The following is a 24,775-nucleotide window of genomic DNA, read 5'->3' as shown; positions in this document are numbered from 1 at the left end:
CCAGAGAGGGAGAAAACCCTTCTATGTTAACTTTTTTATCATTCTTTTTCTCTCTTCGGCATAGCCAAGATGCTCATAGAACAGTACGGCATTTTTATTGGAGGTGGTGACGCCCATGCCAAGATAGCGCAGGCCCTGGGCCCTTACAAATCTCTCCGCTTCGTCCATGAGCCTTGTGCCCACTCCCTTTTTCTGGAACTGGTCTTTCACCGAGAGGTCAAAAACCCAGCCCTGCCGCTCGCCTGTCGATGTCTCTATGTCACCGCTCACTACGATCACGTGGCCCATTAACTGGCCTTTTTCATCTTCGGCGATAAATATGCCCACGTTGCTGTAGCCTGCCGAATTCTTCAGCACGGCAAGATCATTTTTGCGGAACTGCTTGACCTGTTCAGCAGGAATGTCTCTGAAGGGCGACAGGCTTCTTACCACCATCTCTGCTGCAAGATCTATGACAGCATCGATATCCTCTTCCTTTGCCTTTCTCACCGTATAGTCCATGGTTTGCCTCCCTCACCGAGTCTTTCTCTTCAGAGATTCTCCCCGCGCCCCTCGTGGTTCCTCCGACAGGTGGATTAATGGCATGTGGAGCACCGGTGGGACGAGCAGCTCGAGCAGCCGCTCCTTGACGAAGAGGCGCCATGGGCAGAGGAAAGATCGCTTCCCCGCGAACCCGAGGACACTGCAAAAGTGGAAAATTTCTTTTCCACCTTGTCACTTCCGCAGCCAGGGCAGACGATTTCCGTAGTGGTGCTTCTCACGATTTTTTCAAAGGTGCTCTCGCACTGTGTGCAGCAGAATTCATAGATAGGCATGGCTTTTCTCCTCCTCAGCCAGGAATGTTCAGGTCACACCCTGGAAGTGCATCCTTGCACCTATGGATTTCAGAACATTATAAAAGATTCCTCTTATCTCCTGCAGGTCCATGAATCCAGGCCATACTGGCTCCTGGCCAATTCGTCAGCCATTGCGCGCTCCCCGTCGCTGACAGCCCCCAGGGAAGCGTCCATGGCAAGCGATTCCCTTATGCCGTCTATGATGCTGTCGATAATGACATCCTTCCCGGGCAGGGATTTGACGATCCCCCGGAGGCCCCGGGGAAGCCCGTCTTCATAGGCAGGCGCTTCTCCCCCAAGCAGCTCTTTTGTGAGAGCATCATCAACGGTGAGAGGCAGCGAACATTGCTGCAGAAGGGTCCCATTCCTTCGCACCTGGGCGCTCCCGAGAATCTTTTCCCCTCCAGCGAGGATCTCATACTGCGCCGGGGCGGCAAAGCAAAGCGGTGAAGACCTTTTCTGTGCCCTTCCTTGCAGGGCATGAAAAAAAACCTCTACCCCAAGGCGTGAGAGGCCTCTCAGGACACCCTCGTTCAGGACTTTGAAGGACTCCCTGATGGTGCCTGCTTTTCCGCCCGGTAAAGGCAGCGTGAGGGAGTAGGTTATCTCGTCCAGGTGGAGGACTGCCCTGCCCCCTGTGGGCCGCCGCACGATCTCAAGGCCGAGCGCTCTTATCCGTGTAAAGTCAAGAGAGGCACAGGACTGGAAATAGCCAAGCGACACACATGGCCTTGACCAGGAGTAGAACCTTGCAGTAGGAGGTGAGGAGTTCCGTGATACCGACTCGAGTATGGCTTCATCGATGGCCATGTTCTCCTCACCGCTCCGGGCCCCGTCCCTGATTATCCTGAGGGAGGCTCTCATCGGAAAACCCGTTTCTTGGAGATTTTGATGTAGGTGCCCTCGCCGGGCCTGCTCGTGATGGCCACGGAATCCATCAGGTTTTTCATGATAAAGATTCCCCGGCCCCTCTCTGAAAAGAGATCAGGCACTTCCAGGCCCATGCCTTCCGGATCGAAGCCTTTGCCATAGTCGATGACTTCTATCTCTAAGTTCTCTTTGGAAATCATGTAATGGAGGTCAATCCCTTTTTCGGAGCATCCGTGCTCAATGGAATTGTCGCAGGCTTCTCCGACGGTCATGACAATATCCTGCACTTCCTCCTCGTTATAGTTCAGGCGCCTGGCGATGGCTTCGGCCTGGGCTCTCACAATGGCGGCGAACTCCTCCTTGCAGGGTATCTTGAGATCGAGGTGGGAAGTGCTCTTTACCACTTCCTCCCATTTTTTCAGAGAGGAGCTCTGCGACTCGATGACCTGATCCCTCATCTCAAGATACAGCTTCGCCACGTAAATGAAGAAATAGACGATGAGGGTGTTTATTCTCTTTTCAAGACGGAAAAAAAAGCAGCTCTCTATGCTTTCGTCGATGAAGCAGCGGCGGAGGTAATCCCATATCTTGTTCCTGCAGATCCTGATGCCGTGGAGCAGGTCTATGAGGTCAATCCGGAATTCCACCCTGCGGCTCGCGATGCCCTCCTCAAAGTTGATAAGGTCTCTGAGGAACTCGTCTCCCTGAGGATCGTCCTGAAGCGGGGCATCGTCATGCTTGCGGAGATTTGATATGATAAAGTTCAGGAGCCTCAGAATGGCAGCCTGTGACTCTTCCCGGGGGATACCTCCCTTCAGGTAGCCTTGAATCTCTGCATAGGTCCTCTCGTTTGCCTCATGGGCAATTTTCTCTCTGTTGACTTCAAGGAAATCGGCAACTCGACCAAAAAAATCACTGTTCATGGTGTCTCTCAGGGTGAGGCTCCCCGGCCGCCATGGCGAGGGAGAGGGCCTCACGGGTTTCTTCTCTTGAAAGATTTCTCGGGTAGTTGTAGGGAGTTGACCCGGGTTTTTCGTTGTAGAGCGGCCTGTTGCACCATGGGCACCCCGACGTCTCGAAGGCCTCTCCCTCCACTACCTGCGGTGCAATATCATGTAACTTTGTGTTAAAATGCAAATTTCCTTCTCTTACGGTACACATGGCGCCTATACCCGATCTGATGAGATAGTGGGCAAGCTGGATCCGCCGGTAGCTTGCAAGATCGGGCCTTCCGAGCTTCCCCAGAGGGGTTCCGGGAAGAGGGGTGAAGGCAAAGAGGCCCACGGCCACATGCTTTTCATGAAGAAGCTCAAGGAGCCGTGCCATTTCCTCTTCTGTCTCTCCCAGCCCTGCGATGAGGTGGGTGGCAACCCTTCCCGGGTATCGCCCGGCACTCTCAATGAGAAAGAGGAGGGCCCCCTCCCAGTCTCTGCCTTTTATTGTCCTATACAGTTGGGGCGTTGCCGCATCAAGCGGAAGCGCAACTGTCTGGATGCCTGCCTCCATGAGTTCGCTGAGCATCGGGCCGGTGATGCCGGTACAGGAGATCCCGGCAGGGACCGGCGAGACCTTCCTGAGGCATGCAATGAAGCTCAGTGCCTGCGCGAGTCCATCGGCACTGTTTACCACCTGGATGCAGACCTTTTTTATTGAGCCTTCTTCAAAGGCCCTTGCCACTTCTCTTTGCACTTCCCCGGCCCTGAAGAGGGGCCAGCTCACTCTTGAAAGGGTTCTTGCGCGGGACATGCTTCCCGATGCCTGGGCACAGAACGAGCATGTTCCCCTGCAATGGCTCCCCGCCATAAGGTAGGCAATGGAGGGATAGGTCTCGCAGCGGGCCCGGTGAAGGCCAAGAAGCGACGCCGTGCCCGACGAAACGCCTATCATATCACGCAGCACTCCTCTTTTTCAACTACTCTGTATCGGTCATCAGCGAGGAGAGATTTTCTGAAATCCTGTGACGGCATCACGAAGCGCTCAAAGCCGCAGTCGAGAGCGCACCTTTCAAGCATTGTCCCGTAAGCGCCGCGGGGATGCATGCAGCCCAGGGTAAAGGTGGCGCGGGGGAGCAGATCGCGTCCCCGCGCAAAAAGCCGTTTTACCTCGTCAAGGGGAGGGGGTGCCGAATCTTGATAGCGTGTTCCCCTCGTGGGGATGAATACGAGAAAGACCACTTCCGTCGCCTCCTCCCCTGCCAGGGCGGCCAGGGCCTCCGATTCGCCCCGGAGGTGCCCCGCTTTCACCCCCGCGGTGAGGTGAGGGATTACATGGAACTTTTTTTTCAGGGCGCGGTAGGTGCTTACATAGGTAGAGCCCGGGATGGCGAGGCCATAGACTTCTCGAATGGTTGCGCTGTCGGTGATGAAATCGAATGAGAGGGCGTCCGCGTAACCGTCAAGAAAAGAGGCTCCCCCGGGGGAAAGAAGCCCCCCGTGAAAATTGAGCTTCCATCCCCAGCTTTTCAGGAGCATGTAGAAATCAGCATGGTCTTCCAGGGGGAGGCGGCCGGATCTGTCCATCCCTCCGCTTATGAGGGCGCTTGTGTAGTGCCGGGGGCCCCGGTTTGCCACCTCCTGCGGCGTCTCCATGCCTTTGAGATAATGACCGCCACAGTGGGCGCACTTGAGGTCGCACACTGTGGCGGTAAGGCTTACAGTCCTTGTTTTCCTCGGGTGCACAAGGCTAATGGTGCTCATCGGGATTCCATCTGAGATCAGGCTTTCTCGCCGCAGTGACATCATCAAGCCTTCTTACCGGCATGGCATGGGGCGCCTTGAGGAGGATCTCAGGATTTTCCCGGGATTCCCCATGGATCTTTTTCAGCGCCTCGACAAAGCCGTCAAGGGTCTTTTTGCTTTCGGTCTCCGTGGGCTCCACCATGAGCGCCTCCTCGACGATGAGCGGGAAATAGACTGTGGGGGCATGGAAGCCGAAATCCAGGAGGCGCTTCGCGATGTCGAGAGCCTTCACGCCCCTGGTTTTGTAATCCTTTGCTGAAGCCACGAATTCATGCATGCAGGGACCGGGGTAGGGGAAGTGAAAGTAAGGGGCAAGGGCTTTCATGAGGTACCTGGCGTTCAGGACTGCCACCTCGGAGATCTCCCTGAGTCCTTCTTTCCCCACGGACATCAGATAGGCAAAGGCCCTCACCAGGACAAGGAAGTTCCCGTAAAAGGCCCTTACCCTCCCTATGGAGAGGGGCTCGTCATACGAGAGGAAATAAGTGCCTCCGGCCTCATTTTTCCTTACCTGAGGCAGGGGCAGAAACTTCATGAGCTCGCCCTTCGCCCCCACGGGGCCTGCCCCGGGACCACCGCCGCCATGGGGCGTGGAAAAGGTCTTGTGGGGATTCAGGTGCACGAGGTCGAATCCCACGTCGCCGGGGCGCACTATGCCGAGGGTGGCGTTCAGGTTGGCGCCGTCGTAATAAAGGATGCCTCCGCACTGGTGGATCATCGCGGCAATCTTAAGGATATCGGGCTCAAAGAGGCCGAGGGTGTTAGGGTTGGTCATCATCAGGCAGGCCACATCGCCTGAGAGGTGCTTTTCCAGGTCGGCACAGTCTACGTGGCCCTTTTCATTTGATGCCACCTGCACCACCTTGAAGCCGCTCATGGAGGCGCTGGCGGGATTGGTGCCATGGGCCGAGTCCGGGACCAGGATCGTGGTTCTTTTCTCGCCTTTGTGAGCAAAATATGCCCTGGTCATGAGCAGGGCGGTAAGCTCCCCATGGGCGCCTGCAGCGGGCTGGAGGGTGAAACGGTCCATTCCTGTGATCTCGACGAAGATTTTTTCCAGCATCCACAGCAGCTCAAGGGCTCCCTGCACATGCTCCTGCGGGGTATAGGGATGGATCTCAGCGAAGCCACGCAGGCGGGCTATCTCTTCATTCACCTTGGGATTGTACTTCATGGTGCAGGAGCCCAGCGGATAAAAATGGGAGTCAACGCTGAAGTTTTTATTGGAGAGCAAAACGAAATGTCTCATGACATCAAGCTCTGACAGCTCGGGAAGGTGATTGTCTGCCTCGTTAAGCATGTCCGGGGGGATAAGATCTCTCAGATCCCTTTCCGGCACATCGAGAGGGGGGAGGGAATAACCTTTTCTCCCCGGGGAGCTCACGTCAAATAGAATGTCGGTCTTCATCAGGCCTGCCTCCTTTCAAGTACCGGCGATGAGGTTTTCATCGCTGCAGCAAGTGCCTCTATGTCTTCTCTTGAGTTCATCTCTGTCACTGAAAAAAGGAGGCAGTCAGCGAGAGAGGGGTAGAAGCGGCCCAGTTCCAGTCCCCCGGCGATTCCTGCATCACTCAGTTTCCTGTTCACTTCGCCCGGGGCACTGCCGTCGCACTGGATCACGAACTCATTGAAGAAGGGCGGGGAGAATTTTTTCCTGAAGCCTTCGATGGCAGTGATCTGCCCTTCGGCATAGTGAGCTTTCTGCACATTCTGCAGCGCCGCTTCCCTCAGGCCCCCCTTTCCCAGCAGCGAGAGATGCACCGTGGCGGCGAGAGCGCAGAGGGCCTCGTTTGTGCAGATGTTTGAGGCGGCTTTTTCCCTGCGTATATGCTGCTCGCGGGCCTGAAGGGTGAGGACGAATCCCCTGTTGCCCTCGGTGTCCACTGTTTTTCCTGAGAGGCGTCCCGGTATCTTTCTCATGAACTGCGCTTTTGTCGCCATGAAGCCCAGATAAGGCCCGCCGAATGAGGGGGGAAGCCCGAAGGCCTGGCATTCCCCTGCGGCAATGTCTGTTCCATAAGAGCCGGGGCTCTTCAGGACGCCCAGTGAATAGGGCTCATTTATCACGGTGACCAGCAGGGCGCCGACGGCTTTTACTGCCAGAGAGATCTCGTTCATTGTTTCAATGGCACCGAAGAAGTTGGGGTTCTGGATGATCACGGCAGCCACGTTTTTGTCAACCATGCCCTTGAGTGCTTCAATGCCGGTGATGCCGTCTGAGTGTGGAATCTCCTCTATTTCCGTGCTGTGCCCGAGGTAGGTCTTCACTACCTCCCGGTATTCAGGGTGAAGGGCCTCGGAAATCAGGAGTTTTTTCCGCCGGGTCTCGTTGAGGGCAAGAATCGATGCCTCGGCTACGGCGGTGGAGCCGTCGTAGAGCGAGGCATTGGAGACATCCATGCCGAGCAGCAGGCACATGAAGCTCTGGAACTCGTAAATGGCCTGGAGGGTTCCCTGGCTTGCCTCTGCCTGGTACGGCGTATAGGCGGTGAAGAACTCCGGCCTGGAGATGATGGCGTTGACAGCGCTTGGGATATAATGGCGGTAGGCACCGCCCCCGAGGAATGACCTTGAAAAATGCCTGTTTTTCAGCGAGAGCTCTTCGCAGTGACGCTTGAGTTCAGGCTCGGTCATGGCTCTGTGAAGGTCCAGCTCCTTCCTGCAGAGCGCTTCCTCCGGGATATGGCTGAAAAGCCTTTCTATGCGATCAAGGCCGAGGGTGTCAAGCATCTCCCGGACCTCTTTCGTCGAGTGGGGAATGTAATTCATTATGCATCCTCTCCTATCAGGGCCTTGTAGTCATTGAAAGCCATGAGCTCTTCCAAGTCGGCGGCTGCCGGCATCCTGATCTTGAAAATCCATCCCTTGTCATAAGGCTCCTGGTTGACAAATTCAGGGTGAAAGTCGGGGTTTTCCTCGCCGCCGATGCGGTCCAGGAGTGAGGGATTCAGCTCTATGATCTCGCCGGCAATGGGAGTGAAGAGATCGGAGACGGTTTTTACCGACTCGATGGTGCCCACCTTGTCCATTTTGGAGAACGTCTGGCCCGTCTCAGGGAGCTCAATATAGACTATCTCGCCGAGCTGGTCCTGGGCATAATGAGTAATTCCCACCGTCGCCACATCACCCTTGGCATGGACCCATTCATGCTCCTTGGAATATTTCAGTTCTTCCCTGTTCATAAGATACTCCTTTCTCTATGGCAAATAGCCGATTGTTGATAAGACACGGGGAAAGCGAAGTAGTTATTCTACGTATGATGCAGTGATACCTCTGATAAAAAAAAAGGGTTAGTGTACCTAACCCGCTGCCTGTGGTTTAAGCCTTGAGAGGCTTCGAGAGCTTAGAGATTTATTGCGTAAAGAGTGCCTTTGCCACTCGTGGTCTCCAGGGTAAAAGTATTGCCCATCGAGTCTGTCACTTCTCTTTTTACCGTGCTGCTCACGGTGTTGTTTTCAACCCATACGGAGAGCTGGCTTGAAGCGCTGTCGTAGCTTACCTTCAGCTCAGTCCCTGCCGGTGCATGGACAATGGCATTGGTCATAAGATTCATAAAGCGTTCCTCCACGTTGGACGCATCAGTCTTGAGCGTCGAGTTAGCGGTGATGCTGATGGTGATCTTGTTCATTTCAAGTACGGGCTTCAAGGCGGTGGAAGCTTTCTCAATGATGCTTGAAAGCGTGGTGGCGCCGGAGATATCGGCGATTGTGCGCCCGATCTCCTGGGCATGGAGGGGGAGTGTCGTGAGGGCGATGATGAAGAGCATGGTGAGGGCTTTGTACTTTGTAACCACAGGCGGCACCTCCAGAACTTTTTATCTCTTTTTATGTGCCTATTATACCCGACCTTCCCTCCCATGCACCATCGATCGGCAGACCTAACTTTGCGATGAAGTTTTTTGCCTCCCTACGACTTTTGGACTAGTTCCTGCCCGGCGAGAGGTAATCTGTACTCCAAATGGAGTACAGAATAAAATTCAATACGCCCTCATCGCCGGGATCTCCGAATTTTACGTCTCCCCCGCTCTTTTCCGAGGAAAAGTGGAGGGCATCAGCGAAATTAAAGGAGAAACCATGCGGGGGCACTCCCCTGGAAGTGAGCAGGAACGCCAATGGAATGCAAGGGAAGACTTTTTGTCCTCAAGGTGCCGGGGGAATTCAAGTTCCCCTCAGGCTCCTGCATCGCCATAAGCGAGCCCGATGAAGCAGGCATGGTGGAAGTGCTGCCCGACCCGCAGGGCATGGAGCCGCAGCAGGCTCCTCAGCGGTACGTCATTCCCGTTGCTTGGCTCGGCGTGGAAGAAGGCCGTATAAGTGAAGATGCTCTGGCATCCCTTTTTCGGACTCTTGCCATTGAGGCGGGAGTCCGCTCATACCGTGAGACCTCGCGAATCAAGCCTTTTTCCCCGGGGATGCCTGTTCCCTATGCGGCGAGGGTCTATGATGACCGGGAGATAGCAGGCCTTCTCGATGCCTCTCTTGAGTTTTTTCTTACGGCAGGCAGGTTCGCCCGCTCCTTTGAGGAGGGACTTGCCAGGTTCCTTGATATCCCTTTCTGCGTCCTGGTCAATTCCGGCTCATCGGCCAACCTTCTCGCCTTCATGGCTCTCACGTCCCCCCTCCTGGGTGAAAGGAGAATACAGAGGGGTGATGAGATTATCACGGTGGCGGCTGCTTTTCCCACTACCGTAGCTCCTGTGATCCAGTATGGCGCCGTCCCTGTTTTTGTGGACATCAGGCTTCCTGGCTACAATATTGACCCCGGCCTTCTCAATGATGCCCTTTCAGAGAGGACCAGGGCTGTATTCATCGCCCACACGCTTGGCAACCCCTTTGACATTCAGGCAGTGGGAGAGTTCTGCAGGGCTAACAAGCTATGGCTCATCGAGGATAACTGTGACGCCCTTGGATCGCGCTATTGCCTGGAGGGAGCCTGGCGCTCCACAGGCTCGTTCGGCCATGTCGGCACCTCGAGCTTTTATCCGCCCCACCATATCACCATGGGTGAGGGCGGTGCAGTCTATACTTCCGATCCTCTGCTCAGAGACATTGTCATCTCCCTGAGAGACTGGGGAAGAGACTGCTGGTGCCCGCCAGGCCGCGATAATACCTGTAAAAAGCGCTTTTCACAGCAGTTCGGTACCCTTCCCATGGGGTACGACCACAAGTATGTCTATTCCCATCTTGGCTACAATCTGAAGGCAACGGACCTTCAGGCCGCTATCGGATGCGCCCAGCTTGAAAAGCTCCCCCGTTTCATCGCGGCACGGAGGGAGAACTGGCAGAAGTTTCGTGAGGGACTTTCGGAGCTTTCACCGTTCTTTGTCCTCCCGGAGGCCACGGAATACTCAGAGCCTTCATGGTTCGGATTTCTCCTCACCATAAAAGAGGAGGCACCTTTCTCAAGAGATGAGATCGTAAGGCATCTCGAGATGAAAGGCATCCAGACCAGAATGCTTTTCGCCGGGAATATTATCAGGCATCCCTGTTTTGACGAGATGAGGAAGAGCCGGGAAGGCTTCCGCGTGGCGTCAGGGCTTGATGAGACTGACAGAGTGATGAGGGATACCTTCTGGTTCGGTGTCTATCCCGGCCTGACTGCCGCAATGAGGGATTTCATCACAGAAGAGCTTTACCGTTTTACCGGGGCATTTCAATGACTGGGCACACCGTAAAAACTGTACAATGCGCATTACATGATAAGGACGGAGCAATCGTCAATGAAGAGAGGGCCTTTACCCTCATAGAGATAGTGGTAGCCCTTGCGATACTGGCGGCATCGCTTATCCTTATCATAAGCGTAATTCCCACCGGTGTCATGTCCCTCAAGAAGGCAGAAGATTACCAGAGCGCAAGCGCTTACGCCGCGTACCTTGTTGAAGAGGCGAGGCAGCAGAGGCCCCCGTCCGCCTCTTATCCCCTCACCGACTGGGTTGGAGAAAAAGCCATCAATAGAACGGTTTTTACCTTTCAAAGGGACATCTATGCCGTGGATCGACAGGAACCCCACCGGGTCTTCGATATTATAGTCACCGTGCGCTGGGTGAGGACTCCCCGGCCTCTCACGCTCTCGACACGGGTCTATTTCCAGGACAAGTAATTCAGGCTCTCACGGGAATCCGTTCTGAAGGAAAACAACGGCTCATGGAGAAGCATTCAGGCACGTGAGCGGGAAGAGGAACAAGAGGCAATGAAAGGGCGCCGGGGTATCACTCTCCATGAAATACTTGTAGTGGGCGTGCTCATGGCACTCATAGCCACATGTCTTTACTGGGCCCTCCTTCCCGGGATCAGGGCCTGGAGAAGGAGCGACACAAGGGCCGACATCCAGAAGACAGCCCTTGTCGCCATGAAGAAGATTGAAACAGAATTGAGGGCTTCCGACCGCTCCTCGCTGGTTATTCTGAAGCAGAATTACCAGGAGAAGACCACAGGCAGGACCCTTGCCTGCGATGCCATCACTTTTCTCTCCCCCTTCGGCAGGACGGGCGGGCTGCAGTATGATACGCTCTCCGGCTCAATACTCTGGCAGAAGCATGGGGTCTTCTACCTTCAAGGCGAGACAGGGACCCTCCATATCCAGGAGGATTTTTTCGCCCCCAGTGATGCCCCTTCCCCTTACCAGGCAGGGAGTTTTACTCCCCGGCCTTCGGCTGACAGGGTTGTTGCGCGGAATGTGAAATCTCTCTCTTTCTCCGCCCGGCAGGACGGGGAAAGCGGGGATACTGCCCTTGCAAATCCAGTCACTTACGAGCTGCTGATCGGTATCGAGCACCAGGACGCCACCTTTATCTCTGCCGTTTCAGCGATGCACAACGGGGATCAGGAATGAGTTTACCACACAGGCCTCACGGAAAGAAATCCTTTCCTGCCAGGAGGCTCTCGGCAGGGAGCATCCTGCTTGTACTGCTTGTTTCATCGCTCCTCCTCGTGGTGATCCTCGCACTGGGGACTCTCAGCAGCATCAACCTTAATCTTGTCCGCGCCCAGGTGGAGTACCGCCAGGCCCTCTTCACGGCCCAGGCCGCGGCGGCGCAGCTTATCTACGAGCTTGACCAGTATGAGACGGAGCACAGCAATGCTGTCGATCTCGCTTCCACAACCTTTTCCACCCTCGATCTCAGAAAACGCTATGACGAAAAGCCCCCTTTCCCTGAGGGCCCTGCTGTTCCTGCGGGGGCCGTCACCATTACCTTTGATCCATCCAGGAAGTATTATTCCACCGACAACTCACAGGGAGAATATCCCTGCAGAGGATGGAAGGACAGAGAGGCCGGCGGCTGCTCCGTACCGGCCTGTTCCATCGATCTCATAATAGGGGTATCGGTGGGGGGAAGCACACGGTACTTTGAGGCCATTATCAACAGGAAATGGCCTTATGCCGCATTCTGCTCAAGGGCGCCCATCTTCATCCAGCAGGCGGTGAGCCCCGGCCAGCCCGACTGGAAATGGCCTCCAACAGTGGTCAAAGGAGATGTGCTCTCCCTTTATAACTACCGCGCCTTGCGGGCATCGCTTTTCTTCCCGGGAGCGAGGGGGGCAGCATTGAAGTCAGGCTCTCCGAGGGGAGTGCGCTCTCCATCTGGCATTGCTGACTTCTACGGCATCCTTGGAATTAACCTGCTCCCCAAAGCTTCCGTCTCCATCGGTACCAGGGAGAGCGAGGGCAACTCCCTGAGGGGAAACGCATGCACCTCGGCCAGCAAGGAGGCTTCATCGGATGAGACATTTGACAGCTCAGCATTTGATCCCATTCAGGTAAGCCCAGGCAATGTCTTTACCGGAAGGAAATGTTACGGTATTGCCCAGGGCCTCTGCACGGAGAACAAGGATCCTCTTTCCCAGATTGTGTTTCCCGAGCTCTCGGGGTTCTCGCAGCTCAGGCCCGAGAGCATCTCAGAGCTTGAAGAGGTGGGTACCGGCGACAATGCCTTTACCATGCAGCAGGGATACCTCACCTGGGTGGGCTCAAAGAAAAAGGCAAAAGCCTTTGAACAAAAGGTCAATGAATATTGCGAGCTTGCAAAGTCAAACCCCTCTCTGCTCCCTCCGGAGCTGATGTCGCAGCTGGGTCTTGACAGCCAGTCTTCCTCAGCGCTTCACAGCGCCGTGCCGGATTTCGGCCGGAAAGAGGTTATCGAGCGCTATCTCATCAAGATCATGTATGGCTCGGCGTGCTTCCTGAAGAGCACCCTTACCCTGGAGGGCGATGCCCATCGCAACAAGTTTTACCTGAAGGGCGATCTCTCAAACCATTATGTGATATACGACAGAAAGTGGAAGCCCGCCCAGGGGTTCCAGGGCTCTCTCGGATCCTCCTCATCGGCAGCGGGCAGCGGAAAGGAGGAGCTCGTGAAAATCGGCGAGCGTTTCTCCGGTGCCGGCCTTGTGCTCAAGGACTGCACTCTCTTTGTTGACGGCGATGTGGAGCTTTCAGAGTATGAGCCCGGCAGCCTCGGCCAGGCGCAGTCCATGGGCTGTTCCCTCAGAAAGAAACTCCTTCGCCTTTCTTCTTCTCCCTCGTCAATAGTAGGGACCAATGCCACTCTCGTAGTATCGGGGAATCTGAAGATAACGGGAGGGAGCCTGGATTCCAGGGACCGGGGCATGGTCATTCACGCGAAGAATATGGAGTTTGCCACCAAGGGAACCTATCAGGGCCTCATCATCGGCCAGGGTGCCATAGTGATAAATCCCTCTCTTGAGGCCATGGCTGACGGAACGTGGTCGCCTTCCGGCGGGCTCACCGTGAAAGGGGCCATCGCAAGCCGCGGCGCGGTGCTTGACGAGGACGGCGAAGAGGCGACTTCGTCTGCAGGTTCATTGGCCTTAAAGGGGCTCTCCCTCAACAGCGTCAACCTCACCTTTGACACCCGCTACGTCAAGTCTCTCCACCGTTTCGGCAGGCCTCGCATAGCGGTCTGGAACGAGATTCAGTAATTACAGGCCCAGGTTTGCGATGACACCGTAGAGGGGGGAGAGCACCACCATGATCACCAGCCCCACAAAGACTCCCATTCCCCCTATCATGAGAGGCTCAAGAGCTGATGAGAGATTCTCAACAGAGTAGGAGACCTCGGTCTCATAATACTCGGCAAGCTTCTTCATGCAGTAAGGAATTGTGCCGCTTGACTCGCCGATAGCCAGAAAATCGATGAGGGACTTTGGAAATATTCCTTCCCTTTTGAGGCTTTCGGCAATGGAGTCTCCCTCCTTCAGAGAGTCAATCGCGCGAAGAAGGGCGGCTCTCAGTATGGAGTTCGATGAGGAGGTGGCTTCAATGGCGAGGATCTTCAATATTCCTACCCCGTGCTCGTACATAAGGCCAAAGTTATAACAAAACCTCGCCATGAATATTTTCTGAAGGGTCTTTCCCAGGAGAGGCAGGTTCCATATGAAGCGGTCAAGCAGCTCCCTGAAAAAGGGAAGAGAGAAGAGAAAGCAGGAGAGTCGGAAGGCCATGAAACACGCAGCGAGTACCAGCAGACCTGCCAGAGGGTTCTTCAGAGCTGCCGCGATGAGCATAAGAACCCTGGTGGCAGCAGGAAGCTCGATTCCCTGAGCCGCCAGTGCCGGGAAGATGGTGTTGAAAAGGAAACACGCAAGAAAGCCTATGAGAGCAAGTGAGGCGCAGAATACAATAAGCGGATAAGTCATCATGGACTTGATCTTTCTAGTAAGCTCCAGGTGGCGCCTCCCAAGAAGAGCCAGCCTTTCAAGGACAAGAGGAAGGTCTCCCACGGCCTCGCCCACTTTTATGATCTGTATCTCCAGGGCGTTGAATGTGCCGGAGTGGCGGCTCATACTGTGGGAAAGGGTTGAGCCGCCGTTGATATCATGCCGCACGGCATCAAGAATAAGGGCTAATTTTCTGTTGGTGGCCTGCCGGGAGAGTATGGTGAGCGATCGGACAAAGGAGATGCCGGCAGTGTAGAGGGCGGCGAGCTGCCCGTAAAAGAGCACGATATCCTCTGCGGTAGTGGAGCCGAGCTCCCACCTGAGGCGCTCGTGGCGGGGCACGTGCTCGAAGCTGATGAGATACCTTCCTAGTCTGAGCATGGCAACCTCCCGAAAATAAAGAAACGGCCGTCACAATGGGTTCCATTGTGCTGGGCCGTTTCATGGGGAGTATTCGCCCTTTTCTGTGAAATCCCTCTTAAGCCAAGCACATGATTCTGTCAGATATGATCTGATGGAGAAAGACCCCTTGCCGTGAGATCGTCAATGAGTGCCGCTGCGGATTGATAGCGGCGGGAAGGCTCCCTCTCGATGAGCTTCATTATGACCTCCCCCACGGGGCGGGGAAGGGAGGGCACGAATACCCCCGGCGGCGGCGGCTGGTGGGTATGCTTTTTCATGATCACCTTGATGGGATCGTCCTCTTCAAAGGGGAGGTGGCCTGTTACCAGCTCGTAAAAAATCATGCCAAGCGAGTAAAGATCAGACCGGGGATCGGCATCCTTGCTGTCAATCTGTTCCGGAGCCATGTAAAGAGGCGTGCCCAGCATCGTGTCCGTAACCGTGAGTCTGGAGAGATCGGCGGCCTTTGCCACGCCGAAATCCATCACTTTCACCGTGTCGTGAAAGGTGATCATGATATTGCCGGGCTTGAGATCCCTGTGCACAATGGAGAGCTCATGGGCATGCCGGAGAGCTTCTGCAATCTCCCTGATATACCTGATGGCCCTTGATGGCTCAAGGGGCGCTTCATCGGCGGTGATTTTCGCGAGGGTTCTCCCTTCGACATACTCGAAGCAGATATAGGGGATTCCCTGCCCGTCATCCAGGTTGCAGTCAAAGGTGCGGACTATCGAGCGGTGCTTCAGTGACAGGCTTATTGCCACTTCGTGCTCGAAGCGCTTCACAAGGTCGCGGTCATTGAAGAGCTTTCTGTGAGGCACTTTTATCGCAAACAGGTCGCCATGCATGTCACGCCCCCTGTACACCGTCGCCATTCCTCCCTCGCCGAGCTCGCCTTCGATGGAATACTCTGCAATTGTCTCCGGTAAGGCTCCCTCAAAGGAGGAGCGCTCGGCCCGGACCTGCGCTTCCGAGGTCTTGATCTCCGCCTGGTGAAGGCTTTGCTCAAGTGTTTTAGATTGCCTCCTCCTGGCTCTTCTCCCGAGCTCCGCCGCGACTGCCAGGGGAATGACAAGGGCGAGAAGTATTCTCTCCCACAGCACCTCCCTGGTGGTGGTAATCATGATATTTTCCGGAGCGAAGACCTCTTTTTTCTCGCCGCGGTAAACAAAGAAGAATCCATCGGGCTTCTCTATGCGGATTTCCTGGTTGCCTTCGGTCAAGGGCCTGATATCGCATGGAACTTGGCCGGCCGCCTTTACGAAGCTTCCCTGTGCGCTGGGGCGAATGGATACGCGGGCGTTCCCCACGAAGTCCGAAGTGACATGAATAGCCGGATTCTCCTCTGCGCCAAAGGCGGAATGTGAGGGGAGAATAAGGCAGGCAAGGAAGGAGAGGAAGGCAAAGGCTTTCCTGATTTCAGGGTACCACATAGATGCTTACCGGCTCAGTTTTCCCCCTCAGGGTGACGGGGCCTCTGGGGAGAGCGGTGCAGAAATCCCTCACTTTCCGATAGGTTGCCTCGCTCAGGATGATCGTGCTCTGGAACTCCTTGTTCATATTTTCGAGGCGTGATGCAGTATTGGGCACATCGCCGATGACGGTGTATTCCCTCCTCTGGCGGCATCCCACGTTGCCCACCATTGCCTCTCCGGTGTGGATTCCTATTCCCATGAGAAAGGGTGGTCTGCCCTCCTTTTCCCACTTTCTGTTGAGGAGCTCTACGTGCTGGCGCATCTCCATGGCCGCCTGCACTGCCCTTATGGCATCGTCGCTGTGGCTGAGCGGCGCGCCGAAGGCAACCATGAAGCCGTCACCGAGGAACTTCAGGAAGGTCCCCTGTTTCCTGAAGGTAATGGCAATCATTTCTTCAAAGAACTCGTTGAGCTGTGAGAAAAGGTCGTGGGGGGCCGCCGCCTCGGAAATCGTGGAAAATCCCCGTATATCGGCAAAAAATACGGTGACCTCGCGCTTCTCTCCCTGCAGGTCGTATTCAGATCCCCGTTTTATTATCTCCTCCGCCACTTCCGGGCTCACATAATGGGTGAAAACTTCCCTTATGAAAGCTTTTTCCTGTTCAAGCTTCGCATTTTCAAGGGCAAGAGCGATCTCATGGGCAAAAATGCACATGAAATCAAGATCTTCTTCTTGAAATATGCCTTTCTTGAAGCGGTTATCGAGGTAGATGACGCCAAGGCATTCCCCTTTGACGAGAAGCGGCACGCAGATTACCGAGCGGAGCCCAAAGGCTTTCACGCTCGGATTGTTCTTATAGCGGGGATCCTTTGCCGCATTGTGGGTAAGCACGGCCTTCTGCCCGGAAAATACTTCCTTCACGATGGTTCTGCTTATGGCAAGCTCGTCGCTTTCGAGCTTTTTCCTGTCAAGGTTTCTCGCTATCTTGAACTCCAGGATGTCGGCTTGCTGGTCCACCATCATGATAAATCCCCGCTCGGCTTCCATCAGCTCAAGGGCATTATCCATGATGAGCTCCAGGATTTTCCTTATGTCCAGCGTTGAATTGATGACGTTCACAATTGAGCCGAGGGTATCGAAGCGGTTCTTCGAGGAGGCTGGATTTACGATGACGTTTTCTTCACCCATGGAGGATTCCTGTGCACTCTCAGTATGACCTCTAAGAAAATTCGCAGAAATCACTGCTTTCCCTTTTTCCAGGCAATGGAGGATTCTGTCGATATGAAGGGAAATAAAGAGGGGAATACGACCTTTGAGGAGCGGCCATGGACGAACTCACTGAACATTCCCCCCAGGAGGTCCTTCCTGAGGATATCTTTTACGAGCCCCTTGATTTTTTTGACGGCTCTCCCTTTCACAGGGAGAGCTTCCAGAAGGAGCAGCTTTACACGCTTGACAAAGTAAAGGTAGCCCTTGCCGCCATGGAGGAGGATATCGACGAAACCACCTTCGGAATAGAGCTTCTCACCTCCACCTTTCAGATAGAGGCCTGGAAAAAGATTCTTTCGCTGCTTGAGGACTCCCTGCGCTATATTGACAATGAGCCTGAGCTTATAAAGTGCCTCCAGCAATGTGCAGTCACCTTTTACAAGGAGCTCATGGATCCCATCAGGAGCATCAAGCAGTTTACCTATCTCCTCCATATGAAGCCTTATGAGCCTGAGCACTGGGGAGCCTATGCCCTCTGCCTCATCGACATGTCCGATCAGTGCTTCCCTTCCCCCTATGACCTTGAGAAGCGGTCAGTCCTCTGCTTTATGAGGGGGGCCCGCCTGAGCCTGGCACATCTTTTCGCCCGTGACAGATGGTACGAGGAAAGTGGCAGGGAGAGGGCTCTCACCATTGCGAAAGATTACTATTACAACGCCAGCGACGCCTATCCCAACACGGTGGCACGAAAGGGCCTGTTCCTCACCATGATGCTCTCGAAGGATAATGAAATGCCCACCGGCGAAGCCCTCGCAGGCAAGGAGATTCTTTTTGACGGCGAAGATCTCTCCCGTGAGGTGAAGGAGATACTTGCTCTTCCTATAAAGTAAAGTGAGCCGGTGAAATTCTCAGCTGCTCTCCGGTGATGAAAGCGCCTTGTTTATCAGCTCGACTGCCTTGTGAGAGAAGAAATTGCCTTTCAGGGTGTTGATGGTCCTCAGAGCCTCATCCTTTGTCGCCGCCCTCTGCCGCTTGCTTCCGACGGTGATCTCCACGTAGAAGTCAGCAAGCCCCACTATACCCGCTCCCAGGGGAATGTCGTCGCCCTTGAGATGGTCGGGAAAGCCTGATCCGTTATGGCGCTCGTGGTGGTGCCTTATAAGGGGAACGACATCGGCGAAGCTCTCGATTTTCTGAAGGACCTTCTGGCTCAGGAGGGGGTGGGTGGCAAGCACTTTTTTCTCATCGTCAGTGAGTTTCTCCTCCTTGTTGACGATGGTGTCGGGGACAAAGGCCATTCCCAGGTTGCAGAGCGTCCCGGCGATGCGGATATCCTCTATCTCGCTATCATCAAAATCCTTATTCTCCTGGGCCATTTTCTGCGACAGACTGGCGGTGAGCCGACTCTTTTCCAGGAGTGCCGGAGATTTCAACCCCATAATCTCTTGAAAAGCTTTTACTGTGCCGTCTTTGTAAAGAAGCTCATCCTCCTCCAGCATGTTTTTCTCCCTGGCGATCTCGTTCAGTGAGGAGGAGATCACCTGGATGGCCGAGTAGAGCACGGGATCTTTTCCGATCTTGAGGAGTTTTGCCCCCTTGCGGTAAGCCTCTTCGCCCATGGAATACTCTCCAATGACCTGGTGGAGGGCACTGAGGGTGAGATGGCCCAGAGGATTGGAGGGATCATTATGGACAAATTTCTCCACTTTTTCTATGGCCTCAATCTCCTCTTCCTGGCGGATCTTCACCCAGGAGTAAAGGAAATTGGCAGTGGGGTCCTTGGGGTTTACGAGCAGCGCTTCTCCAAGCTCTGCTGAAGCCCTGGGATAGTCTCCCTTCAGAATATAGCAGAGGCCGAGGCTGTTGCGGATTTGTGTATCCTTGGGAGAGAGAGTGAGGGCTGTCTGGAACTCCTTGATGGCCTCGTCTCCATTTCCAAGCTGCAGGTGCGTGTTTCCCAGTGCATAGTGAAGATATGACTGCTGGGGGAGGAGGCTGATGGATCTCTGCAGGGACTCAGCGGCTTTCTTGTGATCGCCGAGTTCACTCTGGAGGAGGCCCGAATAGTAGAAGGCGTTCCCGTTGGTTTCATCGGCCTCAATGACTTTTCCCATGCACTTGAGGGCTTCCGGGAAGTTTCCAAGGGTTCTGAGCACTATTCCGAGCTGGTAGTACGCGTCCACATACATGGGAGAGGGAGGAGACTTTTTTACCACCTTTTGAAGCTCATAGGCAGCGCTGTAGTAGTCACCTGAATACATGCAGTGGGTGGCAAGCTCAATTCTCGTCCTGTGATCATCAGGATTTTCAAGAAGGATTTTCTCCAGTTTTTCTGCAGTATCGAGCGAATCGACCATGGCAACCCCCCAGAATGTTCTCCGAAACCGTGCGGGTATGAGCACCCTCAGCGGTCTTCATAATCTGAAATTTCTCCTCCCCTGGGTATTCTCCTTCCACGAAGGAGGGGTTCCTTTCCTGGTGATGAAATATCTCTTGCGGCGAGACCCGGGGAAAGGGAAGGTGCCATGCACTATCCGATAGACTGGGAAAGGGAATACGATGAGGCTGAAGGAGATCACCACCTCCTCTGGGAGACCGGCGTGCCGGAAAGCCTCTTTGTTGCCTTCACCTGCAGGGAGATCGGGGGAAGGGCCCATGTGCTCGATGTGGGATGCGGGTGGGGCACCGATCTTGTCTTTCTCTCAGGGCGGGGCCATTGCTGCACCGGTGTTGACATTTCCCTTGCAGCCCTCACGCATGCCCGTAAACGCGGGGAGGAGCAAGGAGCGGTATTCATGCTGGTACAGGGTGATGCCCTCTCACTTCCTTTCGGGCAGGATGTCTTTGACGTAATAAATGACAGGGGATGTTTTCACCATATTCTTCCCTCCCGGAGGGAACCCTTTGTGGCAGAAATCCTCCGCGTCCTCAGAAAGGGCGGCATATACCTTCTGCGCTGCTTCAGTGAGAAGTACTTCAATTCAGGCGGTGCTGGCCACCGCTTCACAGGAAACGACGTGAAGGGGCTTTTCTCACCTTACTTTGCCATGAGAGCGCCTGTAGAGTACGAGAGCATTGTGGATTCCATTCCCGTTGCCATGACCTGGTGGATCATGAAAAGGCTTTAGGTGAGAAAGAAAGCTATCTCTCCCGGGAGGATATGATAGTCATCGCGGCAGACATATGAGAAAGCCGTAGAGATGAACATGGGACTGCCGACGCACTGCATGATGAACTCGTCTATTTCCTTCTCTTCCAGCGAAGTTCTTGCGGTGTCAAAAGAGATGCCGGGATGGAGTGCCACCCCTCTCCTTATTGCCTCTTTTGCCCTGTCATGGGAACCGCTCGCATTGAGGGATACTCCGAAGCAGAGCCAGAAGAAGTAAATATCCTTCTCGAGGTTCAGGGCCTGTTCATAGAATTTGAAAGAGGCGCCGTGGGTGCCGGAGCTGGTGTGAAGGAGAGCCTTCAGAAACCAGGTCTTCGCATTCTGGTCGCCTGATTTTACTGATTTGATGAGGCAGAGGTCGGTGGTGTTCTTGTCCCTCAGGAGAAAGTGGAAGATTGCGCGGTCTGTGAGCAGGTTCCGTGTCTCTCCAAGCATGAGCTGGGCCCTCTCAAGTTCTCCGAGTGCCTCCTTGCTAGCGCCGCTGAGGCAGAGGTAAAGAGCCCTGTTATAGCAGCCCGAGGGGAGATTGGGATTCATCCGGTGGAGGGTATCAAGATCCCGGCCGGCTTCATCAGTCTTTCCCTCGACAAGATAGAGCGCCGCCCTGTTGTTGAGAGCTTCTTCAATGGCCTTGCGGCACTCAATTGCGCGGCTGAAGCATTCCATGGCTTTTTCCCGTTCCTGGCGCTGCCATGCTCCCATACCGGCAGTGTTCCAGGCCCGTGCCGAATGCGGCGAGATGGCAAGGGCCTTTGCGAGGGCCTGGTCTGCCTTTTCATAGTGTTCCTCTTCGAGCCAGAGGATGGCCTGGATAATCAGAGGCTCCTCCTCGAGAGGGTGGTTTCCCTCATAGCGCTCCAGCAGCGAGTGAATGGCGCTGTTATCAGTCCTGATTTTCCTCATGACATGGGCCTTGTTCATGGGAATGCCGCCATCCCAGGGATCGGTCATGCTGCCCTCTTCGAGGGCAAGGAATGCCTCCCTGAACTGGTTCTGTCTCCAGTGGAGATAGCCCAGCGCCTCGTAGGCTCTTCCCTTCCCTCTCGGGAGCCCGGTCACGCCTTTGATGATCTCGGCGGCCTCCTGCATGGAATCCTGCCCTATGAGCTGCATTGCCCTTGCAAGGGTGGCTTCGCTGAGGAGCCTGTTCTTTTTCTCGGCTTCCGAGAGGCAGCTTAAGGCCGTGCTCTCGTTCAAGAGCTGCTGGTGAAGAATTCCAAGGTAGTAGAGATAGTAGGGGGAGTTGTCCTGGTGCCTGTTTGCCTTGATGAAAAGCGCTGAGCTCTCTTTGGAGAGGCTGAGCCTCCTCAGGTTGTTGCCCTTGTGGATGATGCTGAAGAAGTCGTTGCTGTTTTCCCTGATAAGCTCATCAAAGGTGCTGTTGGCCTTTTCATACAGACCCAGGATTGATTCGCAGATGCCCTGGCATTGCCTCATGAGGGGTGTGGCCTGGCGCTTTGCCATAAGGGTGAGCACTTTTCGCGCCATGGCCTTTACCCAGCCATAGGCTCCAAGCTGGTAAAGATAGGCTAATGCCATGAGCCAGAGGCGCCAGTTCCGGTTCTCAGCCTTAAGAGCCTTCAGAATGCACCTCAAGGCCCGGTATACTTTCCCCTCCTTTTCAAAGAGAAAGCCCACTTCATAGAAGGCCACCGGGGCGTCGTGAGTCATATGGAGGTACCTTCCGTAGGCATAGAATGCATGGTCATGGAGTTCAAGTCCGCCCATTATCCTTCCCACAAGGAGCCAGCCTTCGGCGTGGTCGGGCCTGGACTGGAGAGCCTGGAGCATCAGCTGAAGAGCCTGCCAGAGGGAGGCTTTCTCATGGGCTTCACGACCGCGGGCGAGGAGCTCCTCTGTCGTGATTTTCTTCGCTTTTGCAAGGAAGTCCTTGAACTTTTTCCTTTCCTCTTCGGGTATGGAGGGAATGGATTTGTCTCCCTGGGGAAACTCGATATCCTCGGCAAGGAATGCCTCGGTATGCTTCTCGTAAATCCTGCGTCTCTTGATCAGGGCTTCCAGCGCCTTCCTGCCCTCTTCCCAGCGGGGCACCCTCGCTATAGCCTCCTGGTAGTGCTCTTCGGCTCTCTCAAACTGGAAGAGCTCGTCAAGAATCTCTCCCTTTATGAGGAGAAAGGTGAGGTTTTCCCCATCCTGGTCAAGAATTCTCTCGCAGATTCTCAGCGCTTCCTCGTTCCGTCCCATTCTTCTCGAAATGGCATAGCTCTGATTAAGCGCTTCCCTGTGGCTGCCGTCAAGAGTGAGAATTTTCTGCAGGAGCGGGAGGGCCCTCTCGTGGTGGTCCTCTTTCAGCAGCACCTGGGCCTGTGCAAGAAGGGCTCTCACATTATCCGGCTCGATCTCGAGCACCTTGAGGTATGCCTGGAGCGCTTCCTCTGTATTTTTTTTCTCGGCAAAGGCTTCGGCTTTTTTGAGCCATGCATCGATCCACCGCGGATTGATCTCGAGCGCTTTCTCAAAAAGCAGTATTGCCTCGTTGAGCTTTTTCCCCTCAAGAAGCTTCGCTCCTTTGTAATAGGCAGCCTCGGCCGAGTTGCCGTTCGCCTTGAGGGCTTCGTCATAGCATTTGAGGCTTTCCACGGTTTTGTCGAAATAGGCATAGTAGAGACCTTTTTTGATCCATGCCTCATGGTTTTCCGGGTTTATCTCCAGTGCTCTGTTGTAACACGAAAGTGCGTCCTGGAGCCTTTTAAGCTCAAAGAAGGTGGAGCCTTTCTTGAGCCAGGCCTCCTCATTGTCCTTGTCTGTTTCAAGAACCTTGTTGTAGCAAAGGAGTGCGTCTTTGTGCCTGCCGAGGGAGCAGAGAGTGTTCCCCTTCGCAAGCCATGCTGATTCATTGCGATGGTCATGCCTGAGGGCCTGCTCAAAGCAGGAGAGCGCTTCTTCCTCCCTGTTGAGGGCCGCCAGGGAGCGCCCCTTGTTCACCCAGTCAAGCGGTGAGAGCTCCCGTTCCTCCTCTTTGAAGATATAAGGTGCCCCTGTCACGGACTGGAAGAGGCTGAGCAGAAGCTTTTCCAGCTCGCCGAAGTGGGGAAAGCGATCCTGGGCTTTATTGGCGAGGCATCTCATCACAAGCGATGCGAGCTCGTCGGGAATGGCCCGCTGGTATTTCCTGATGTCAGGCACTTCACCCTTGCTGTGGAATATCATGAACTCCGAGAGATCCGATGCGTTCACCGGCTTTGTGCCCGTGATCATCTCGAAAAGCATCACGCCGAAGGAGTATATGTCGGCCGTGATATCGGAGATATTGGAATTTTTGAAGCGCTCGGGAGCCATGTAAGGGAGAGTGCCCTGAAAGGCGCCTGTGGCAGTGACCCGCATCCCCTGAGGCTGCATGGGGAGCATTTCTCCCCTTGAAGCCTGATCCTCCTCGGGACCCATGCTCCCGGGCTCTGAAAAAATCTTGGCAAGACCGAAGTCAGAAATCTTCAGCACTCCCTCCTCGGTGATCAGGCAGTTGGAAGGCTTGATGTCCCGGTGCACAATGCCCAGCTTCTTGAAGGCATAATCCATTCCCCGGCAGAACTGTATGGCAAAATCCAGCGTGGCAGAGAGGGGAAGGGGTCCTTTCTTGAGCACTGCATCCAGATTGGTCCCTTTTATATATTCCAGATAAATGAAGGGGCATCCCCCCAGGATTCTCACGAAATGGGCCTGCACGATGTTCGGATGCTTTTCAAGCTCCACCCAGACCTCGGCTTCCCTGACAAACATGCTGTAGATCCTCTTGTTCCAGAAGTACTGCTGCTGGATGGTCTTCAAAGCATAGAGGGCAGAGCTGTTCAGGTCATTGACGATATAAACAATACCCATCCCGCCTTTGAGCACTTCCTTGACGCGGAGGTTCTCGTCGATAAAATCGCCGGTTTTCCACTCGCGGGCTTTCACCTCGCCTTTTTCATCGTGAGCCTCATCTTCCTCGGCAGGAGCGGCGGCTTCGGCGGCCGCCCTCTGTATCACCTGGCGGAGGTAAGCCCCCACCTCGTTCTCGGAAGAGTGCACGGGAAGGAGGTGGTAGGCTTTTTCAAGGTAAGCCTCGAGCGATTCGTCAAGGTAAGTGGCCCTGAGCTGGGGAAGGATCTTCTTGATGAGGAGCGTCATGTTCTTGTCCTGGGTGGCGGCGAGGTCCTTGCGGAGAAACTTCTTGTAGTTGAAGCGGTTGCCGTCTATGAAAAGGAGAGTGGAGCCCTTTGTGTCATAGATGAAGAGATCGGGCGCCACGATAGTTGATGCCATGCCGCGGGGGTTCATGATGAAAAGGCAGCCCAGATCGGCCCATTGAAGAGAGGCCAGCCCGTTGTCATGGAGCACCTGGCAGCCTTCGTCGTCGCAGGTAAGCTCTGATACCTTTATGAGCCAGGGATTTGTGCCATTATCTGTCATTGTCGAGGATTCTGTTCCCACCATAAAGAAGTAGATACCATATAATTTCCT

General features: G+C 54.7%; 21 protein-coding genes. 6 read left to right on the top strand and 15 right to left on the bottom strand.

Going from position 1 to position 24,775, the window contains the following annotated elements:
- Positions 1-21: 21 nt before the first annotated feature.
- The 10 genes from RDV48_04405 to RDV48_04360 all read right to left on the bottom strand — a co-directional run bounded on the left by RDV48_04405 (position 22) and on the right by RDV48_04360 (position 8,237).
- Positions 22-501 (bottom strand): GNAT family N-acetyltransferase, encoded by a 480-nt coding sequence (locus RDV48_04405; protein MDQ7822018.1) that lies wholly within the window; start codon positions 499-501, stop codon positions 22-24.
- Positions 502-575: 74 nt separating this feature from the next.
- The gene (locus RDV48_04400; GenBank protein ID MDQ7822017.1) at positions 576-815 is read right to left on the bottom strand and encodes a zinc ribbon domain-containing protein; all 240 of its coding nucleotides are present in this window, start codon (positions 813-815) and stop codon (positions 576-578) included.
- A 93-nt stretch (positions 816-908) separates the two neighbouring features.
- Positions 909-1,700 carry a lipoate--protein ligase family protein gene (locus tag RDV48_04395; GenBank protein MDQ7822016.1) on the bottom strand — a complete coding sequence of 264 codons (792 nt, stop codon included), beginning with the start codon at positions 1,698-1,700 and terminating at the stop codon, positions 909-911.
- Positions 1,697-2,629 (bottom strand): ATP-binding protein, encoded by a 933-nt coding sequence (locus RDV48_04390; protein ID MDQ7822015.1) that lies wholly within the window; start codon positions 2,627-2,629, stop codon positions 1,697-1,699. Before RDV48_04390 ends, RDV48_04395 begins: the two co-directional genes overlap by 4 nt.
- The gene (locus tag RDV48_04385) at positions 2,619-3,593 is read right to left on the bottom strand and encodes a radical SAM protein (GenBank protein ID MDQ7822014.1); all 975 of its coding nucleotides are present in this window, start codon (positions 3,591-3,593) and stop codon (positions 2,619-2,621) included. Before RDV48_04385 ends, RDV48_04390 begins: the two co-directional genes overlap by 11 nt.
- Complete coding sequence (locus RDV48_04380) at positions 3,590-4,402, bottom strand: radical SAM protein (GenBank protein MDQ7822013.1); 813 nt, start codon at positions 4,400-4,402, stop codon at positions 3,590-3,592. Before RDV48_04380 ends, RDV48_04385 begins: the two co-directional genes overlap by 4 nt.
- Entirely contained in the window at positions 4,389-5,852 is a 1,464-nt protein-coding gene (gcvPB, locus tag RDV48_04375; GenBank protein MDQ7822012.1) for an aminomethyl-transferring glycine dehydrogenase subunit GcvPB, read from the bottom strand. The genes RDV48_04380 and gcvPB overlap by 14 nt, the downstream gene beginning before the upstream one ends.
- Entirely contained in the window at positions 5,852-7,213 is a 1,362-nt protein-coding gene (gcvPA, locus tag RDV48_04370) for an aminomethyl-transferring glycine dehydrogenase subunit GcvPA (protein ID MDQ7822011.1), read from the bottom strand. The genes gcvPB and gcvPA overlap by 1 nt, the downstream gene beginning before the upstream one ends.
- Positions 7,213-7,626, bottom strand: a complete 414-nt coding sequence (gene gcvH, locus RDV48_04365) for a glycine cleavage system protein GcvH (GenBank protein MDQ7822010.1) — start codon at positions 7,624-7,626, stop codon at positions 7,213-7,215. The genes gcvPA and gcvH overlap by 1 nt, the downstream gene beginning before the upstream one ends.
- Positions 7,627-7,787: 161 nt before the next feature.
- On the bottom strand, positions 7,788-8,237 hold the full coding sequence (locus tag RDV48_04360) for a hypothetical protein (protein ID MDQ7822009.1): 450 nt from the start codon (positions 8,235-8,237) through the stop codon (positions 7,788-7,790).
- 318 nt (positions 8,238-8,555) lie between these two features.
- Between RDV48_04360 and rfbH the strand changes: the two genes are divergently transcribed.
- From rfbH to RDV48_04340, 4 genes are all read left to right on the top strand, one after another.
- Positions 8,556-10,103 carry a lipopolysaccharide biosynthesis protein RfbH gene (rfbH, locus tag RDV48_04355; GenBank protein MDQ7822008.1) on the top strand — a complete coding sequence of 516 codons (1,548 nt, stop codon included), beginning with the start codon at positions 8,556-8,558 and terminating at the stop codon, positions 10,101-10,103.
- Positions 10,100-10,543: a type II secretion system protein gene (locus RDV48_04350; protein ID MDQ7822007.1), complete on the top strand. Its 444-nt coding sequence runs from the start codon at positions 10,100-10,102 to the stop codon at positions 10,541-10,543. Before rfbH ends, RDV48_04350 begins: the two co-directional genes overlap by 4 nt.
- Before the next feature lie 90 nt (positions 10,544-10,633).
- Entirely contained in the window at positions 10,634-11,275 is a 642-nt protein-coding gene (locus RDV48_04345; protein MDQ7822006.1) for a type II secretion system protein, read from the top strand.
- Positions 11,272-13,383, top strand: coding sequence for a hypothetical protein (locus tag RDV48_04340; protein ID MDQ7822005.1), 2,112 nt, complete (start codon positions 11,272-11,274; stop codon positions 13,381-13,383). Before RDV48_04345 ends, RDV48_04340 begins: the two co-directional genes overlap by 4 nt.
- Here the strand turns inward: RDV48_04340 and RDV48_04335 are convergent, their stop codons facing one another.
- The 3 genes from RDV48_04335 to RDV48_04325 form a co-directional block, all read right to left on the bottom strand.
- The gene (locus tag RDV48_04335) at positions 13,384-14,502 is read right to left on the bottom strand and encodes a type II secretion system F family protein (protein MDQ7822004.1); all 1,119 of its coding nucleotides are present in this window, start codon (positions 14,500-14,502) and stop codon (positions 13,384-13,386) included.
- 119 nt (positions 14,503-14,621) lie between these two features.
- A complete protein-coding gene (locus RDV48_04330; GenBank protein ID MDQ7822003.1) occupies positions 14,622-15,956 on the bottom strand; it encodes a serine/threonine-protein kinase in 1,335 nt (444 codons plus the stop codon).
- A complete protein-coding gene (locus tag RDV48_04325) occupies positions 15,943-17,127 on the bottom strand; it encodes an adenylate/guanylate cyclase domain-containing protein (protein MDQ7822002.1) in 1,185 nt (394 codons plus the stop codon). The genes RDV48_04330 and RDV48_04325 overlap by 14 nt, the downstream gene beginning before the upstream one ends.
- A gap of 137 nt (positions 17,128-17,264) precedes the next feature.
- On the opposite strand from RDV48_04325, the gene RDV48_04320 reads away from it, so the two are divergent.
- Complete coding sequence (locus RDV48_04320) at positions 17,265-18,038, top strand: hypothetical protein (GenBank protein MDQ7822001.1); 774 nt, start codon at positions 17,265-17,267, stop codon at positions 18,036-18,038.
- Positions 18,039-18,056: 18 nt separating this feature from the next.
- Here the strand turns inward: RDV48_04320 and RDV48_04315 are convergent, their stop codons facing one another.
- On the bottom strand, positions 18,057-19,505 hold the full coding sequence (locus RDV48_04315) for a tetratricopeptide repeat protein (protein ID MDQ7822000.1): 1,449 nt from the start codon (positions 19,503-19,505) through the stop codon (positions 18,057-18,059).
- A 168-nt stretch (positions 19,506-19,673) separates the two neighbouring features.
- Here RDV48_04315 and RDV48_04310 point away from each other — a divergent pair, with 168 nt between their 5' ends.
- The gene (locus RDV48_04310) at positions 19,674-20,276 is read left to right on the top strand and encodes a class I SAM-dependent methyltransferase (GenBank protein ID MDQ7821999.1); all 603 of its coding nucleotides are present in this window, start codon (positions 19,674-19,676) and stop codon (positions 20,274-20,276) included.
- On the opposite strand, the gene RDV48_04305 is transcribed toward RDV48_04310, so the two are convergent.
- Positions 20,273-24,724 carry a tetratricopeptide repeat protein gene (locus RDV48_04305; GenBank protein ID MDQ7821998.1) on the bottom strand — a complete coding sequence of 1,484 codons (4,452 nt, stop codon included), beginning with the start codon at positions 24,722-24,724 and terminating at the stop codon, positions 20,273-20,275. The two genes, RDV48_04310 and RDV48_04305, sit on opposite strands and share 4 nt — an antisense overlap.
- Positions 24,725-24,775: the final 51 nt, after the last annotated feature.

The sequence above is a fragment of the Candidatus Eremiobacterota bacterium genome, assembly GCA_031082125.1.
Taxonomy (GTDB): Bacteria; Vulcanimicrobiota; CADAWZ01; order CADAWZ01; family Ess09-12; genus Ess09-12.
Note: the sequence above shows the minus strand (reverse complement) of the source record. Positions and strands in the feature narration are given on the sequence as shown.